Raw genomic sequence first — 16,035 nt, forward strand, 5'->3', positions numbered from 1 at the left:
CGATCAGTCGCCAGCGAAAGTGAAGGCGCTCAGCCCGCGCTCCCGATCGTTGATCGACAGCACCCGACCCGCAGGCGGCATCGATCGCTGTGGACAGTCGCTGCGCAGGCAGGCGCGGCACCCCAGACCGATCGGAGTCGCTTCCCCGCGAAGATCGATCCCGCGCGCCGCGGCCAGCGTGCCGGCATGCTCGCTCGCCACGCCAAGGCCGACCGCGAATTCCGCCCGGACCGCGCCGTATCGCCGCCCTTGCGGGGCCACCGTCCGGGCCAACGTCAGCCAGCGTGTCTCGTCCTCCAGTTCAACCAGTTGCACGGCAAGCGCACCCGGCCGGTCGAACGCGTGGTGGATGCGCCATAACGGGCAGCGCCGCTCCGCCTCCGCCAAGGCAGCGCCACTCGCGCCCGAAAAGCGCTTCGATGCCTGACCCGCCCGGTCGATCCGCACCATGAAAAACGGAAGGCCGCGCGCGCCGACGCGTTGCAGCGTGGTCAGGCGATGCGCGACCTGTTCGAAGCCCGCGCCGAAGCGACGCTGCAACAGTTCGAGATCGTATCCCGTCGCCTCGCAGCCGCGCAGGAAGCGGGCGTACGGCATCATCACGGCAGCCGCGAAATAGCTGGCAAGGTGGCGCCGGTACATCCGCTCCGCCGCGCGATCGGCGAAACCCGCCCCCTTTGCCAGCGCCTCGATCTCGCCTCGCGCCTCGATCTGCGCCAGCTGGAATGCCGCGGCGAACGTCCGCGACGCGGGGTCCAGCGTCTCGCTCAACTGCAACTGCCGCGCATGCAGATCGGTGCGGCGCAACAGATCGGGCATGACATCGACCGGCAGCACACGGATCGTCAGTTGATGCTTGACCCGCAACCGCTCAGCGATCGCGCCGTACAGGTCGCCCGCGCCAAGTCGCAATTCATCGGCCAGCGCCTCCGCCATCGTGTCCAGATCGGCGAAGTGCCCGCGCCATCGCTCGATCTCGCGCCGCACCTCCGCGACCGGATCGGCTACTCCCTCCGTCGTATCGCCGCCACCCGCGCCTGCCCGGTCATATGCCCGCGCGAACGCCTCCGCGCCGCCGGGCGCGCCGGCCAGCCATTCCTCGATCTCGTTCCGGTCGATTTCCAGATCGGCGAAGAGCGGATCGGCAAGCCGCCGCCGGATCGCCGCCTCGCCCCCGCCCGGCTCCCCGGCCGCCAATGACCGCGGATCGAAATCGAACGATTCCGCCAGCTTGACCAGCAACGCCGCCGATAATGGCCGCTGGTTCTTCTCCACCAAGTTGAGGTAGCTGGGCGAGATGGTCAGCGCTTCGGCCATCGCCGCCTGCGTCAGCCCCACCTGACGCCGCAACCGCCGCACCGCATGCCCCGCGAACAATTTGCGATCGGCCATGATCCTGATCCCCCGTGGCGTTACTGGTTCGGATAACGCCCCGCCCCATGACCTAATTTGTCATCTATTTACAACAGGACAATGATGCCCGGCATGTCCGACGACATCTTGACCGCGACCGGCCAAGGCGGAAGCTGGCGGAACACAACGATATCGTGGCTTTACACCGTCAGCGAAGCGCGGCGCGACGCGACGCGACGCAGGAACCTGTAAAGGGTTTGCACCGCCGCCCCGCACACGTTCCTGGGGAGGAAAGGATGCCCGCCGAGCACGTCTCGGCGGGCATTTTCTTGTGTCTAAACGATCTTTGATCCGAACCATTCGGTTAGTCGCTCCTCCGGCAATTGGCCGGCGGCAAGTGCGAGCACCGTCTCGATCGCGTCCGTCTTTTCGAACGCAATGGACACGTCGTTCAACCGCAGAAACAATCGCGCGATTACCCACGCAGTGCGCTTGTTCCCATCGTTGAACGGATGGTTGCGCGCGATGCCAAAGGCATAGGCAGCAGCAAGCGCGCACAGGTCCGTCTCGCCGTAAGAATGCTTGTTGAGCGGGCGGCCCATCGCAGATTCCAGCAGGCCGATATCCTTCGTCCCGCTCAGTCCGCCATGCTCCGCCAATTGCCGTTCATGCACGGCGACGGCAATCTCGGTCTCGATGAAGCGGATGTCGTTCGCTCGCTATTTCGCAAGCACGGCAAGGATGTCGCGATCCTCCCGCATGATCTCCTCCGCCTTTTTCATCGCATCGACGAACTCGGGATTGGTCGCGGACAATGTGTAGCCGGTCGGCGTTTCGCTCAGGTACAATGTTTCGCCCTGCGAAACGCGCAACTTGGCCAGCACGTCCTTGGAAAGGATTACGCCGACCGAGTTACCGATCTTAATGAGCTTCAACGGTTTGAAGATACGCGACAACATGTTCATACAGACGTTATAACACGAAACGCCTTCATATCACAACCGCGCTGGACGCGACCTGCACGCAGCCATAAGCCGCAGGAGCATGCATTTGGGATGTTTGGATAATGGCGGCATCGAAACACGACGGATCGAACCTCGTCATCTTCGCCGCGCTGGCGGCCAATCTCGGTATCGCCGTGGCGAAGTTCATCGCCGCCGGGATTTCGGGATCGTCCTCGATGCTGACCGAGGGGTTCCACTCGGTCGTCGACAGCCTCAACCAGGTGCTGCTGCTGTACGGCCAGCATCGCGGAAAGCGCGCGCCCGATGAGGCGCATCCGTTCGGTTATGGCCGCGAACTGTATTTCTGGGCGTTCGTCGTCGCGATCCTGATCTTTGCGGTCGGCGCGGGCGTGTCGATCTACGAAGGCTATACCCACATCCTCGAACCCGAACCGCTGCGCGATCCGCTGATCAACTATATCGTCCTTGGCGTCGCGTTCGCGATGGAGGGCACGTCCTGGGTATTGGCGATGCGCGAATTCGCACGCGCCAAGGGCGATGACGGATGGTGGCAGGCCGTTCGCCGGTCGAAGGACCCGGCCGGCTTCATCGTCCTGTTCGAGGATAGCGCCGCGCTCGGCGGGCTCGTCATCGCCGCGATCGGCGTGTGGGCGAGCCACGCTTACGCCGACGCGCGGATCGACGGCGTCGCCTCGATCGCGATCGGCCTGATCCTGGCTCTGGTCGCGATGCTGCTTGCGCGGGAGGCGAAGGGCTTGCTGATCGGCGAAGGCGCGGACCCGAAGGTCGTCGCCAAGGTCCGCGCCGTGGTCGATCGCCACGCCGCGATCACGTCCGTCAATCACGTCCGCACGATCCACACCGCGCCCGACAGCATCTTCGTCGCGATCAGCGCGGATTTCGATGACTTGCTGACGATGGGCGAGGCGGAAAGCCTGATCGAACGCATTGAGGACGATCTGCGCGTCGCCGAACCAATGCTGTCCTCGATCTACATCCGCCCCGAAAAGCGCGAGAATGCCGCTGTCTTCAAACCGGCGGCGATACCCCCCGTCACTTGACCGGCACGATCTCCACCACGTCCAGCATCGATTCGAACCGCGGCTGCGGCAAGGCGATCCGCCACACCTTCTCGTCCACGCGCTGCACAATCCCGGCCATGTCGCGTTCGGCGTCGCGGCCATATTGCAGCGCCGCCTTCTCGTCCCCGATCATCATCGTACCGAGGAACACCGCGCGCGTGTCGCTGTCCGGAAAGGCAAGGCCGACCGGGCGCTGCGATCCGCCCGTCTTGAAGAAACTGGAAACGTCCCCCTCCGCCTCTATCCGGCAGTCGAAATACGGATAGGCGGTGAAATCGCGCGCCGCCGTCCCGTTCGCGCCGATCTTGAACACGCGGCAGCGATACGCCCCCGGCGGGGGCACCGCGCCGGACAGCGCGCGATCGGGTTCGAACAGCTTGCTTTCCGCCGCCAGCGCCGCGCCGTTGCCAGACGCGCGCGCCTTGTCGATCGCGGCTACCCAGGATGTCCGCCAGTTGCGCAACCGGTCGCGATCAGCGCGCGTCGCCACCTGCCGCCAGTCCAGCGCGGCGCTCGTCCCGGCCTTGACGGAGGCCCGCGCGGGGCGGTCGCCACCCCCGCATGCCGCCAGCGCCGCACAGGCGGCGAGCGCGAATCCCGACATCGATTTCATGTGCGACCAATTCCGATTATGGACATGGGTTTAACCATGCCCGTAAAGGGTTGCCAACCCGTTGCGGGAAAGCCCCCTTGGTCGCCGCCGGATCAGGCCGCCGTCCAGCCCCCGTCCATCGACAGGTTCGCGCCGGTAATCGATTTCGCCGCATCGCCGCACAGATACACCGCCATCGCCGCGACCTGTTCCGCCGTGACGAATTCCTTGGTCGGCTGCGCGGACAGGAGAACGTCGTTGACGACCTGCTCGCGCGTCAGCCCGCGCGCCTTCATCGTGTCCGGAATCTGCCCCTCGACCAACGGCGTCCAGACATAGCCCGGCGAAATGCAATTCACCGTGATCCGGAACGTCGCCGTTTCCAGCGCGATGGTCTTGGTCAGCCCGGCGATCCCGTGCTTCGCCATCACGTACGCCGACTTGTTCGGGCTGGCGACGAGCGAATGCGCCGACGCGGTGGAGATGATCCGCCCCCATTTCGCCGCCTTCATCAATGGCACCGCCGCCTGCATCAGATACCAGGCGGAGGTCAGGTTGATCTTCATGATCGCTTCGAACTTGTCCGCCGGAAAGTCCTCAATCGGCGCGACATGCTGGATACCGGCATTGTTGACGATGATGTCCGGCCCGCCCAGCTCGGCATGGCACCGCGCGACCATCGCCGCGATCTCGCCCGGCTTGGTCATGTCCGCCGCATCGTATAGCGCCTTCGCCCCGCTCGTCTCGGCGAGCGCGGCCCGCTCCTTCTCGATCCCGGCCGCATCGCCGAACCCGTTGATCACCACGCTGGCGCCTTCGGCCGCGAACGCCTTGGCATAAGCCAGCCCGATGCCCGACGTCGATCCCGTGACGATCGCGCTCTTGCCCTTCAGGAACATCGCTGAAACTCCTTATACCTGCTGTTCGATTGATACCGGCTTGCGCACCAGATCGAAGGCGGCGCTCTTGCCCGTCTCGATATTGGCCGCCACCACTTGCGCATTGGCCATCGTCTCGGCAACCGCTTCCAGCCCTGCCGCCCAATGCTCGCGCATCGTTCGCGTGGAGAATTCGAAGTCGCGACTGCCGCCTTCCCACGCATTGGCGCGGTAGACGAGCTGGACGAGGTTGACCGCATCCTCCGCCGATCGTGCGGCGAGCGCCTGCACGTCGGGATCGTCCAGCATCGCCGCCGGCAGTTTGTCGAGCACGCGGCGCATCGCTTCGCGGTCCTGCCGTACGCGCATCACCTGATCCGACACCTGGCGCGTCCTGCTGGAGAACAGGATTTCCTTCTGCCGCGCCGCGACGTCCATGATCGTGCGTGGGCGATCCGCCGCCGCTGCAAACAGATCGACTTGGAACGCCAGCAGATCGCCCTGCTGATGATCCAGCACATGCGTCAGCGGCGTGTTCGATACCAGCCCGCCGTCCCAATACAGCCGCCCGTCGATCTCCACCGGCGGCAATCCCGGCGGCAACGCGCCCGACGCCATGATGTGCCGCGCGTCGATCCGCGTCTCGGTCGTATCGAAATAGCGGAAGTTCCCGTTCTCGACATCCACCGCGCCGACCGACAACCGCACGTCGCCATTGTTCAGCCGGTCCCAGTCGACCAGTTCGTCCAACGTCGCCTGTAACGGCGCGGAATCGTAGAAGCTCATCGCCTCCATCGATCCAGGCGCGGCGAAGACGGGCGGCACCATGCGCGGCGAGAAGAAGCCCGGGACGCCTGCCATCATCACGAAGCCCGCCGACCATTCGTGGACGAATTCGCGCACCATGTCGTTGGGAAAGATCGGAAAACTCGGAAGCGCACCCGTCACCTTGTTCCAGAAGGCGTGCAGCCGTTCGACGCGCAAGTCTGCCGGATTGCCAGCATACAGCGCCGCATTCACCGCCCCGATCGAGATGCCCGCCACCCAGTCGACATCGATCCCGCTGCCCGCCAGCCCCTCGATCACGCCCGCCTGATAACTGCCCAGCGCGCCACCGCCTTGCAGGACGAGCGCCACGCAATCGGGGAGCGGAAGCGATTTCGCGCGGCGGCGGCGCCCGGATCGGGGCTGGGGTTCGACATCGGCCATTGATATGGGTCATGGGCCAGCCGCGCGCCGGGATCAACGGCCACGTCGATCGCCGCGCGTTCCGACAAATTCAACCGCCGCTTGCAACAACACCGCCGACTGATCATTCATACCGCAACGACAACGATTTAAGGCGCCCGGCAATGCGGCTCGACGATTTCGATCCCAATATCAATGTCGAGGACCAGCGCGGTGCCAGCGGCGGCGGGTTTGGCGGCGGGGGCGGCGGCATGTTGCTCGGGCTGCTGCCGATGGTCTTCAGCCGCTTCGGCTGCGGCGGAGTCGCCATCCTGCTGATCGGTCTGGCGGTGTTCGGCGGGTTCGGATCGATCCTGGGCGGCGGCGGCGGCCCCGCCCCTACGTCGCGCGTCGGCCAATCGAGCGAACGGCAGGCGGGCACCGACACCGCGAGCAGCTGCACCCTGAATGACGAAAGCAAGGCGGCGTGCAACGCCTTCAGTTCGGCAGACAAGACGTGGAAGCAATTGCTCGGGTCCGAATTCCGCGCGCCAAAACTCGTTTTCTTCGGCTCGCAGGGCGGACAATCCGGCTGCGGTGCGGCGCAAAGCGCGATGGGGCCATTCTATTGCCCGAGCGATCAGGGCATCTATCTCGACACCAACTTCTTCAACGAACTCGCCACCCGCTTCGGCGCGAAAGGCGATTTCGCGCAGGACTATGTGATCGCGCACGAATTCGGCCATCACGTTCAGAACCTGCTCGGCACGTCGACACAGGTCCAGCAGCAACAGGCGCAATCGAGCCGCACGGAGGGCAACGCACTATCCGTCCGCCTCGAACTGCAGGCGGATTGCTTCGCCGGCGTCTGGGCCGCGCAGAACCGCGACCGGATGGAACCCGGCGATCTGGAAGAAGGCATGACCGCCGCCCACGCGATCGGCGACGACACGCTGCAACAGAAATCGCAGGGCCGCGTCGTCCCCGACAGCTTCACGCACGGATCTTCGCAACAGCGCCAGGCCTGGCTCAAGCGCGGTCTCGACAGCGGCGACCCGCGCCAGTGCGATACGTTCAGCGGCGCGATCTGACGGGGCGGGGAAGCCGCGAATTTTATGTGACCTTCGCGCGGTCGAAACGAGACGGGCGGGCTTGAGGGACAGGTGCTTCGACAGGCTCAGCACGAACGGGAATATGGGGTCCAGCGCGAAAAAGCGTAGGGACCTTATTCCAAACCGTTCGTGCTGAGCTTGTCGAAGCACCTCCCTACCCGGTCGCTCCCCCAACCGCTCACCCCAACCTCTCACCCCCCGTTCGTTTCGAGCGAAGTCGAGAAACAAACCCCGCGCTCCGTCGCAAAGGTTTCTCGACTACGCTCGAAACGAACGGAAAATGAGGGATTCCCATCAACCCCCCGTTCGTGCTGAGCCTGTCGAAGCACCTGCCTCCCGGACCCAACCACCCTAACAACGCAGCCTCAAAACCCCTCGGGCAGATCCACCGGGCCGATCGCCTCGCAATAGCGCGTCACCGCATATCGGTCCGTCATCCCTGCGATGAAATCCGCGATATGCCGGCTCCGCCCCGGCTCACCCGCCGGTAGCCGCCGCGACCATTCGCCCGGCATCAACCCCGGATCGGCATGATAGGCCGCGAACAACCCCGCGACGACGCCGTGCGCCGCCTCCGCCGCCGCCAGTTGGCGCGGATGATGATACAGGTTCGCGTACATGAAGCGTTTCAACTCACGCTCGTCCTCGCGCATCCCGTCCGAAAATCCGACCAGCTGCCCCGCCGCGCGAACGTCTTCCGCGGTCTCGATCCGCGCCTCGGCCAGCCGTCGCCAGGTTTCGGCGATCACGTCGTTGACCATCGCGCCGATCTGCGCGCGGATCAGCTCGCCGACCAGCCGTTCGGGCCGGATATCGTCATTGTCGGAACAAGTCTGGTGCCAGCCGCGCGCGACGAAACCGACCGCCATCATCTGATCGACCGTCAACAGCCCGGCACGCAACCCGTCGTCGATATCGTGATTGTCGTATGCGATATCGTCCGCGATCGCCGCGACTTGAGCCTCCAGGCTGGGCCAGCGCCCCAGATCCAGCGGGAACGCCGCATCCGCCTCGGCCAGCGCCCAGCCCGGTGCCGCGATCGGGCCGTTATGCTTCGCCAATCCCTCCAGCGTTTCCCAGGTCAGGTTCAACCCGGGCCAGCGCGGATAGGGGGAATCGATCGTCATCAGAGCGCGCAGCGTGTTGCCGTTATGGTCGAAGCCGCCCCGCCCGGCCAGCGCCGCCTGCAACGCATCCTCGCCCGCATGGCCGAACGGAGGATGGCCGATATCGTGCGCCAGGCACAATGCCTCGGTCAGATCCTCGTTCAGCCCCAGCGCGCGCGCGATCGTCCGTCCGATCTGCGCGACCTCCAGACTGTGCGTCAGTCGAACGCGGAAATGGTCGCCGTCCGGCGCCAGGAACACCTGCGTCTTGTGCCGCAACCGGCGAAAACTGATCGAGTGGATGATCCGGTCGCGGTCGCGCTGAAACGCGTCGCGCGGCCCGCGCACCGAGCCCGTGCGTTCGGCATGCAGCCGGCCCCGGCTATGATCCGGGTCGGAGGCCCAGCGCGCAGGCATGATCACGCGCGCGGCGCGCTCGCGGTCAGGGCCCTCACTTGCCGGCCAACCGGGTGACCTTCTGCCCCGCCTCGCTGGTGAACGCGAATCCGGACACACCTTCCTTCGCCAGCGTGTTGACGAACGAGCGTGCCTCCGCATCGGTCTTGAATGGCCCGGTCAGCACGCGGTTGGTCGCGCGCAACGGCGTCATCCAGCCGCTCTTGCCCTTGAACGCAGCGGGCGCCTTCTCACGCACCTTCGACCATTCCTTCGGCAGGTCGCCCTCGTTCGCGCCGCCCGCCACCTGCACCCAGATACGCGACGGCTCCAGCAGCTTGGGATCGTTTTTCTTCTTCAGGTCCTCCGCCGCCTTCTTGGCATCGGCAAGCTTCTTCGCATCGGCGATCTTCTTGTCGGCCAATTTCTTGTCGGCCAGCTTTTTATCCGCGAGCTTCTTGTCGGCAAGCCTCTTATCCGCTGCTGCCTTATCGGCAGCCGTCTTGTCAGCCAGCGCCTTTGCCTGAAGCGCCGCCGTGTCCGGTTCGGTACGGACCGGAGCACGTGCGATCGGCCGGATCGGCCTTGCCTCGGCAATCCGCACCGGCTCGGGTTCGGATGCCGGCTGCGACACTTCCAGTTCCGATCCCGGCACCGTGATGTTGGCGATGATCGCCGCCAGGATCGGATCCTCGCCCTTCACCGGGCCGGGGACGGGCGGAAGCGGCTTGATCGTGCTGGCGGTCGGCGCTGCCGCGGTCACGACCGGCGACGGATAAGCCCCCTCTCCGCTTAGTCGCGACGAACTGATCGTCGGGGCGGCTGCCACCGTTGCCGGGGAAGTAATCGGGGCCGGGGCCGGGGCCATCGTGGCAGGCGTGGTCGTAGCGTTAGGCGCCGTCGCGACCGTGGCAGACGGTGAGGACGCCACCACCTGCCGGCCGATCGGCTCATACGGGCCAGCCGCTTCCTCCAGCACCTGCGGCCGCGCGGACGGCGCGACCGTGCGACCCGCCGCGACGCGAACATCCGTCTCCGCCGCCGCGCGATTGGGTTGCACCTCGCGACGTGGAACCGGCAATGCACTCGGCAGGCTGCCCCGGTTCGACGCCAGCGCAACCGACGGATTCGTCCGTGCGGGCGCGACTTGCGTCGGGGCGGAATAGGACGGCGCCGTATTCACGGGCGCGGAATAGGTCGGGCGGTTGGGCAAGGGCTGCACCATCGCCACCGCCGCCCCCTGATAGGCGGGCGGCGGCGGCAGCGGAACGGGTGCCGCCTGCGCTACCGCGACGTTCACCTTGTCCCGCTTGTTCCGCTTGCGATCGCGCTTGTTGTTCCTGCCGGACGTATCCGCCGCCGGCTGCGGCGTCACCGAAGCGAGCGCGACGGGCTTGTCCGGATCCGGCGGCAACACGCCGAGCGCAGGCGCCATCCGCGCATCCGCCAGCCGCATCGGCGTCGTCCGGACCTCGCCGAAATGCACCGCGAACGCGCGATCGGCCGGGCGCAACGTCGGCAGCTTCTCGAAGAACGGTTGCAGCCCCTGGCTCAGCCCGCCCGGCATCATGCTCTGCGCGATCTTCTCCGCCCCGCGCCCGTCGCCGGTCATCGCCAGGATGAAGGCGCGCGCGCGCCACGCACCCCGGTCGCTGCGCCGCAGCAGCGGATCGATCTGCGCCAGCGCCTGGTCCTTCTTGCCCGAAATTCCCAGCGACAGCGCGTAGCGGCGCGTCGTCTCGTCGATCCCCACCGCACTCAGACTGCCCGATTTCAGCGCCAGCCTATAATCACGCTGCGCCCGCTCCTGCTCGCCGATCAGATCGTAGGCGAGACCGCGGTCCGCCGCGAAAGTCCGCACGTCGCCGCGCAGCTGTTCCGCCTCGACGAACCGGCGCAGCGCCTCGCCCGGACGCCCGGCGCGGAGCAGTATAACCCCCTTGCCCGCCTTGATCCGCGCATTGTTCGGATCGATCCGTTCCGCCCGCGCGAAGAAGCCCGCCGCCGCCGTCGTATCGTCCAGCTTCAGCGTCAGTTCGCCCGCGCGCACCATCGCCAGCACGTCCGTCGGGTTCGCCGCGAGCGAGCGCATTTCGCTGGCCAGCTGATCCGCCGGCGAAATCTGCTGGACGTACGGCACTTGCGCGTCGGCGGCGGGAATGGATACGACCATGCCGATGGCGATCGCGGCGGCAGACGTCAGGACTTTCTGTTTCATGAGCGGTAAAGCCTAGACGCCAGCTTGGCTGAACCGGCAATGTCCGACGCGATCCCTGCGCGACCAGACGACGTACATCGGCGACAAACAGGCGCCGCAACGGGCGTAGCGGTCAAGCAACCAATCCTCGCACAGTTCGGGTCGGGCGACAGCGGCGCAGCACGACGCCCGCGTCCCGCAAACCTTGCCCATTCAACCGCGACCGATCTCGACCGCGAAACCCCGGCGCGATCGCGAAGGGATCGGCGGAAATCCCGCCGATCCCACTCGAATCACTGATTGTTCTGGCGATGCAGGAAACGCGGGATATCCAGGGCACCCTTGTCGCCCTGCTCGCCCTCGTCATCGCGTGCGGCGCCGCGCGTCGCACCCGACATGCGTTCGAACAACGTCCCGCCCAGCTTGACGCGCGGTGCGGGCGCGACCGGCTCGGCCGGCGCTTCCGGCGTCGCGGCATCGGCGGCGGCACCCGGCGACAACCAGCGGCGACGCGCACCGCCATCACCCACGTCCTGCGCAGGCGCAGCAGGTTCGTCCCCGAACGTGATCGGCGTCTTCATCGCGGGCGCAGGTGCGGTCGTGACTGGCGGTGCCTCGACATCGCTGCCCAGCACCAGCTCGTCCGTATCGTCCTGCATCGCCGGCTGCGCGACGGTTTCCGGCTCGGGCGCGGAACCCGACGCATCTTCCATTGTCGGCGCGGGCTCGACCAAAGGCGCAACCGCGACGGGTGCCGGCTCTTCGGGCTTGCGCGGCGAACCGAAGCTGAACGCGCGCGACGACGGCATCGCTTCCGGCGGACGCGCCGTAGCCTCTATACCGGTCGCGACGACCGACACGCGGATCTTGCCTTCCAGCTCAGGATTGAACGCCGAACCCCAGATGATGTTCGCATCTTCGTCGACCAGCTCACGGATGTGGTTCGCGGCCTCGTCGACTTCCAGCAGGCGCATATCGTCGCCGCCGGTGATCGAGACGATGACGCCCTTCGCACCCTTCATCGACACGCCGTCGAGCAGCGGGTTGGCGATCGCCTTCGACGCCGCCTCGATCGCGCGATTGTCGCCGGTCGCTTCGCCGGTGCCCATCATCGCCTTGCCCATTTCCTGCATCACGGAACGGACGTCGGCGAAATCCAGGTTGATCAGGCCGGGCATGACCATCAGGTCGGTGATGCCGCGCACGCCCTGCTGCAGCACCTCGTCCGCCATCTGGAACGCCTCCTTGAAGGTAGTGTTCGCATTGGCGACCAGGAACAGGTTCTGGTTCGGAATGACGATCAGCGTGTCGACGAACTTCTGCAGTTCCTCGATGCCCGCCTCTGCGCTCTTGGCGCGGCGGCTGCCCTCGAACGCGAACGGCTTGGTCACCACGCCGACGGTCAGGATGCCCATGTCGCGCGCGGCCTTGGCGATGACCGGAGCGGCGCCCGTGCCCGTACCGCCACCCATGCCGGCGGCGATGAAGACCATGTGGCTGCCCTCCAGCGTCTTGGCGAGCTGGTCGATCGTTTCCTCGGCGGCGGCGCGGCCGATCTCGGGCCGACTACCGGCGCCAAGCCCCTGCGTGATCTTCGCGCCAAGCTGGATGCGCTGCGACGCGCTCGACTGCTTCAACGCCTGCGCGTCGGTGTTCGCGACAAGGAAATCGACACCCTGAACCTCGGCGCGGATCATGTTGGCGATCGCGTTGCCGCCCGCGCCGCCCACGCCGATCACCGCGATGCGCGGGGTCAATTCGTCGACTTCCGGGGCGAGAAATTCGATGCTCATGCTAAGGTCTCCAACGCGCGCCCACACCCCGGCGCGATAGGTTTCATGATAGTCGTTCTGCACCAACACTCATGCACGTGCCAGCGCGAAAGCAACGGGATGTCGTAATTCTTCAATAATTCGCCCGTGCCATCGCGATCAGCCGGCGGATCGCACCCAGGCCCTTCGGCCGATGCACCGTCTGATGCTTGGTCGACAGCGAGCGGAGATCGACCGGATCGGACGCGGCATAGAAAGCCAGTCCTGCCAGCGTCGCGAAGGCGGGGCCCGAATGCGCATCCGGCAGGGCGGTCAGCCCGCGCGGACGCCCGACGCGCACCGACCGGCCGAGCGCCTGTTGCGCATAATCCGCCACGCCCTTCAATTCCGCGCCGCCACCGGTCAGCACCACCTGACGCCCGACCGGCCCGGAAAACTTCAACTCCGTCAGCGCCTTCTGCACTTCGCCGATCAGATGATCGAGCCGCTGGCGGATCACCGCGATCAATTGCGCGCGCGTGATGCGGCTACCCTCGGCCTGGCCGTCCTCGCTTATCGGCGCGACATCGATCATGTCGTGATTGTCGCGTGGCGATGCGTTGGCGGAACCGTAGAAGCATTTCAGCCGCTCCGCCTGCGCGCGGCTCGTGCCGAATGCGCTGGCGATATCGTCGGTAATGTCCTGCGCGCCGTACGGGATCGAGGTCAGCCCGACCAGCATGCCACCGGCGAACAGCGAAACGTTGGTGATCCCCGCGCCCATCTCGATCAGCGCGACGCCCAGTTCGCGTTCCTCGTCGCTCAGGCATGCCATGCCGGTCGCGACCGGTGCGGCGATGATCGACTTCACTTCCAGATGCGCATTGGCGACGCACAGCCCCAGGTTGCGCACCGGCGATCCGTCCGCCGCGACGACGTGGATGTGCACGCCCAGCCGGTCGGCATGCAGGCCCAGCGGCTTCTTCACCCCCGTCAGCCCGTCCAGCGTGTACAAGGCCGGCTGCGCGTGCAGCACCATCCGGCCCGCGGGATCGATCGATTCCCGCCCGGCATGCAGCAACGCGTCGATATCGGATTGCTCGACGCGGTGACCGCCCAGTTCGAACTCGATCGACGCGACGTCGCTCACCAACCCGCCAGCGGAAAAGCTGACCCACACGTTCTGGATGTTGACGCCCGCGATCCGTTCCGCCTGCTCGACCGCCTCGCGCACCGCCGCCTCGGTCGCGTCCGCATCGGCGATATAGCCGCGCTTGACGCCCCGGCTCTCGCGCTGCCCCGTGCCGAGCACGATCAATTCGCCGCCATCGCCCTTTTGCGCGATCATCGCCGAAACCTTGGACGACCCGATGTCGAGCGCCGTGATCAGCCCCTCTGGTGCTACCTTCGCCATGCCTGTTACCCCTGCCCCGAAGCGCCACTACGGACGATCGTCTTCTTCGCCTCTATCACAGCCGGTTTCGTAGCGGAATCCTTGTCGTTCGGGTCCGTTATCGCGCGTCCTTCCGCTTCGCCCGGGCGCCGCGCGACCAACCGGCTCGGGTCGCGCATGTCGAACCGCAGCCAGCCTTTGCCCAGCAACGGCTTCACGCCGTCCAGTTCGGCGAACTTCACCAGTGCCCGCGCCGCCGCACCTTCGCCCTCCGGCAGGGCCAAAGTCTCGCCGCTTTCGAACGTCAGGTTCCAGCGCCGGTTGCCGACCCAGGTCGCCGCCTTGACGCTCGGCCGCAGTGCGGGAGCCGCAGTCAGCAGCTTCTGGTACGCCGCTTCCTGCGTATTCGCACCCGGCCCGATAACCAGCGGCAGATCGGGCATCGCATCCGCGCTGACGCGTTCCAGCCACACGCCGTTCGACCCGATCAGCGACAATTGCCCATGATCCTGCCACACCGCCGTCGGCTTCCGCTCGACGATGTGCACCAGCAGAGTGTCGGGCAGCCGGCGCGAGACGTGCGCGTCTTCGATCCAGCCATATTGCAGCAGCTTGGCGCGCGTGTCCTGCAAGCTGACCAACGGCATCGCACGCGATTTCTGGTCCAGCGCGACGGCATAGACCGACATCCGGTCCATCCGGCTCAGCCCCGTCACCTCGATCTGCTCGACACGGAAACCCGCGCGTCCGACGCCTTCGGCCAGCGCCGTGCCGATCGCGGCGGGAACCCCCGCCCATACCGCCAGCGTTCCGAGGCCAGCGATCACCGCGCCGGTAATCGTCCAGGTCGCGATCCGGTGCAAAGCGACTTCGCTGATCGGCAGGGCGGCGATGATCCGGTCGATCATCGACACGCGCGCCGCCTTGCGCTTCTGCACCGGCCGTCCCGGCGTGCTCCGCTTGAGCGTACGGCTGCTCATCGCTCGCGCACTCCGCCCCGAACGCCGTCGTCCCCGCGAAGGCGGGGATCCATAAGCCCCGCCAGTCGTGATCGACCACCAACGCCAGCCACTATGGATCCCCGCCTGCGCGGGGATGACGACAACCGAAGGAGTGCAATCACCCCCATCACGCCAGAGCCTCGTCCACGATCCGCTGCACCAGTTCGGGATAGCTCATTCCGTTGTGCCGCGCCTGTTCCGGCACCAGGCTCAGCGCCGTCATGCCCGGCTGCGTGTTCACCTCCAGCAGGAACAATCCGTCCACACCGCGCTCGTCATCCCACCGGAAATCCGCCCGCGAACATCCCTTGCACCCCAGCAACCGGTGCGCTTCCACCGCCAGCGCCTTGCACGCTTCGGTAATCTCGTCCGGCACGTCGGCGGGATAGATATGTTCGGTCAGGCCGTCGGTATATTTGGATTCATAATCGTAAAAGCCGCTCTTGGGCTTCAACTCGGTCACGCCCAGCGCTTCGTTGCCCAGCACCGCCGTGGTCAGTTCGCGCCCCCGGATGAAGGGTTCGGCCAGCAGTTCGTCGAATTCCTGCCACGGCCCCACCGATGCTGCGGCGATCGGATTGCCATAGTTCCCCTGATCCGTGACGATCGCGACGCCGACCGACGATCCTTCGTTGACCGGCTTCAGCACATACGGGCGCGGCAGCGGATCGGCCTCGAACAGCGTTTCGGTCTTCACGATCCGCCCGCCGGGCATCGGGATGCCGTGCGGCACCAGCGCCTGTTTCGTCAGCACCTTGTCGATCGCGATGACCGAGGTCGCGAGGCCGCTATGCGTGTATTTCAGACCCATCAGGTCGAGCAGACCCTGCACCGACCCGTCCTCGCCCGGCGTACCGTGCAGCGCGTTGAAGACGATATCCGGCGCGATCTCCTTCAGCCGCGTGGCGACGTCGCGGTCCATGTCGACGCGCGTCACCCGGTGGTCGAGCGATTCCAGCGCATCCGCGACGCCCGCGCCCGACAGCAGCGAAACCTCACGCTCGGCGGACCAGCCCCCCATCAGCACGGCGATATGCAGCTT

At 66.2% G+C, this 16,035-nt stretch carries 14 protein-coding genes; 2 read left to right on the forward strand and 12 right to left on the reverse strand.

All coding sequences use genetic code 11. The features are described from left to right. Positions 1 to 3: 3 nt before the first annotated feature. The 3 genes from H5J25_RS12455 to H5J25_RS12465 all read right to left on the reverse strand — a co-directional run bounded on the left by H5J25_RS12455 (position 4) and on the right by H5J25_RS12465 (position 2,288). Positions 4 to 1,392, reverse strand: coding sequence for a helix-turn-helix domain-containing protein (locus tag H5J25_RS12455; RefSeq protein ID WP_202091456.1), 1,389 nt, complete (start codon positions 1,390 to 1,392; stop codon positions 4 to 6). A gap of 296 nt (positions 1,393 to 1,688) precedes the next feature. Then, complete coding sequence (locus tag H5J25_RS12460) at positions 1,689 to 2,060, reverse strand: type II toxin-antitoxin system death-on-curing family toxin (RefSeq protein WP_225883524.1); 372 nt, start codon at positions 2,058 to 2,060, stop codon at positions 1,689 to 1,691. Positions 2,061 to 2,072: 12 nt separating this feature from the next. Next, on the reverse strand, positions 2,073 to 2,288 hold the full coding sequence (locus H5J25_RS12465) for an AbrB/MazE/SpoVT family DNA-binding domain-containing protein (RefSeq protein ID WP_318781302.1): 216 nt from the start codon (positions 2,286 to 2,288) through the stop codon (positions 2,073 to 2,075). A 131-nt stretch (positions 2,289 to 2,419) separates the two neighbouring features. Here H5J25_RS12465 and H5J25_RS12470 point away from each other — a divergent pair, with 131 nt between their 5' ends. After that, positions 2,420 to 3,379 carry a cation diffusion facilitator family transporter gene (locus H5J25_RS12470; protein WP_202091458.1) on the forward strand — a complete coding sequence of 320 codons (960 nt, stop codon included), beginning with the start codon at positions 2,420 to 2,422 and terminating at the stop codon, positions 3,377 to 3,379. On the opposite strand, the gene H5J25_RS12475 is transcribed toward H5J25_RS12470, so the two are convergent. The 3 genes from H5J25_RS12475 to H5J25_RS12485 form a co-directional block, all read right to left on the reverse strand. Then, on the reverse strand, positions 3,372 to 4,013 hold the full coding sequence (locus H5J25_RS12475) for a DUF4893 domain-containing protein (protein ID WP_225883098.1): 642 nt from the start codon (positions 4,011 to 4,013) through the stop codon (positions 3,372 to 3,374). The genes H5J25_RS12470 and H5J25_RS12475 overlap by 8 nt on opposite strands. 92 nt (positions 4,014 to 4,105) lie before the next feature. Beyond that, positions 4,106 to 4,891: a 3-hydroxybutyrate dehydrogenase gene (locus H5J25_RS12480; RefSeq protein ID WP_202091460.1), complete on the reverse strand. Its 786-nt coding sequence runs from the start codon at positions 4,889 to 4,891 to the stop codon at positions 4,106 to 4,108. Between the two features lie 12 nt (positions 4,892 to 4,903). Continuing rightward, positions 4,904 to 6,079, reverse strand: a complete 1,176-nt coding sequence (locus H5J25_RS12485; protein WP_202091462.1) for a patatin-like phospholipase family protein — start codon at positions 6,077 to 6,079, stop codon at positions 4,904 to 4,906. A gap of 143 nt (positions 6,080 to 6,222) precedes the next feature. On the opposite strand from H5J25_RS12485, the gene ypfJ reads away from it, so the two are divergent. Then, on the forward strand, positions 6,223 to 7,128 hold the full coding sequence (ypfJ, locus tag H5J25_RS12490) for a KPN_02809 family neutral zinc metallopeptidase (RefSeq protein WP_202091464.1): 906 nt from the start codon (positions 6,223 to 6,225) through the stop codon (positions 7,126 to 7,128). 386 nt (positions 7,129 to 7,514) lie between these two features. Here ypfJ and H5J25_RS12495 read toward each other — a convergent pair whose 3' ends face one another. The 6 genes from H5J25_RS12495 to H5J25_RS12520 all read right to left on the reverse strand — a co-directional run bounded on the left by H5J25_RS12495 (position 7,515) and on the right by H5J25_RS12520 (position 16,032). Then, complete coding sequence (locus tag H5J25_RS12495) at positions 7,515 to 8,672, reverse strand: deoxyguanosinetriphosphate triphosphohydrolase (protein ID WP_404829535.1); 1,158 nt, start codon at positions 8,670 to 8,672, stop codon at positions 7,515 to 7,517. Positions 8,673 to 8,706: 34 nt separating this feature from the next. Next, on the reverse strand, positions 8,707 to 10,869 hold the full coding sequence (locus H5J25_RS12500; RefSeq protein ID WP_202091468.1) for an SPOR domain-containing protein: 2,163 nt from the start codon (positions 10,867 to 10,869) through the stop codon (positions 8,707 to 8,709). Positions 10,870 to 11,141: 272 nt separating this feature from the next. Next, entirely contained in the window at positions 11,142 to 12,641 is a 1,500-nt protein-coding gene (ftsZ, locus tag H5J25_RS12505) for a cell division protein FtsZ (protein ID WP_202091470.1), read from the reverse strand. A 112-nt stretch (positions 12,642 to 12,753) separates the two neighbouring features. Beyond that, the gene (ftsA, locus tag H5J25_RS12510) at positions 12,754 to 14,013 is read right to left on the reverse strand and encodes a cell division protein FtsA (RefSeq protein ID WP_202091472.1); all 1,260 of its coding nucleotides are present in this window, start codon (positions 14,011 to 14,013) and stop codon (positions 12,754 to 12,756) included. 5 nt (positions 14,014 to 14,018) lie between these two features. Beyond that, on the reverse strand, positions 14,019 to 14,972 hold the full coding sequence (locus H5J25_RS12515) for a cell division protein FtsQ/DivIB (RefSeq protein ID WP_202091474.1): 954 nt from the start codon (positions 14,970 to 14,972) through the stop codon (positions 14,019 to 14,021). Positions 14,973 to 15,120: 148 nt separating this feature from the next. Beyond that, the gene (locus H5J25_RS12520) at positions 15,121 to 16,032 is read right to left on the reverse strand and encodes a D-alanine--D-alanine ligase (protein WP_404829614.1); all 912 of its coding nucleotides are present in this window, start codon (positions 16,030 to 16,032) and stop codon (positions 15,121 to 15,123) included. Positions 16,033 to 16,035 lie beyond the last annotated feature (3 nt).

The organism is Sphingomonas aliaeris, from assembly GCF_016743815.1.
GTDB classification, from domain to species: domain Bacteria; phylum Pseudomonadota; class Alphaproteobacteria; order Sphingomonadales; family Sphingomonadaceae; genus Sphingomonas; species Sphingomonas aliaeris.

Bases quoted from the DNA above. Each gene is read 5' to 3' on its own strand.
- H5J25_RS12455 (WP_202091456.1), bottom strand. From the start codon at position 1,392: ATGGCCGATCGCAAATTGTTCGCGGGGCATGCGGTGCGGCGGTTGCGG.
- H5J25_RS12470 (WP_202091458.1), top strand. From the start codon at position 2,420: ATGGCGGCATCGAAACACGACGGATCGAACCTCGTCATCTTCGCCGCG.
- H5J25_RS12475 (WP_225883098.1), bottom strand. From the start codon at position 4,013: ATGAAATCGATGTCGGGATTCGCGCTCGCCGCCTGTGCGGCGCTGGCG.
- H5J25_RS12480 (WP_202091460.1), bottom strand. From the start codon at position 4,891: ATGTTCCTGAAGGGCAAGAGCGCGATCGTCACGGGATCGACGTCGGGC.
- H5J25_RS12485 (WP_202091462.1), bottom strand. From the start codon at position 6,079: ATGGCCGATGTCGAACCCCAGCCCCGATCCGGGCGCCGCCGCCGCGCG.
- ypfJ (WP_202091464.1), top strand. From the start codon at position 6,223: ATGCGGCTCGACGATTTCGATCCCAATATCAATGTCGAGGACCAGCGC.
- H5J25_RS12495 (WP_404829535.1), bottom strand. From the start codon at position 8,672: ATGCCTGCGCGCTGGGCCTCCGACCCGGATCATAGCCGGGGCCGGCTG.
- H5J25_RS12500 (WP_202091468.1), bottom strand. From the start codon at position 10,869: ATGAAACAGAAAGTCCTGACGTCTGCCGCCGCGATCGCCATCGGCATG.
- ftsZ (WP_202091470.1), bottom strand. From the start codon at position 12,641: ATGAGCATCGAATTTCTCGCCCCGGAAGTCGACGAATTGACCCCGCGC.
- ftsA (WP_202091472.1), bottom strand. From the start codon at position 14,013: ATGGCGAAGGTAGCACCAGAGGGGCTGATCACGGCGCTCGACATCGGG.
- H5J25_RS12515 (WP_202091474.1), bottom strand. From the start codon at position 14,972: ATGAGCAGCCGTACGCTCAAGCGGAGCACGCCGGGACGGCCGGTGCAG.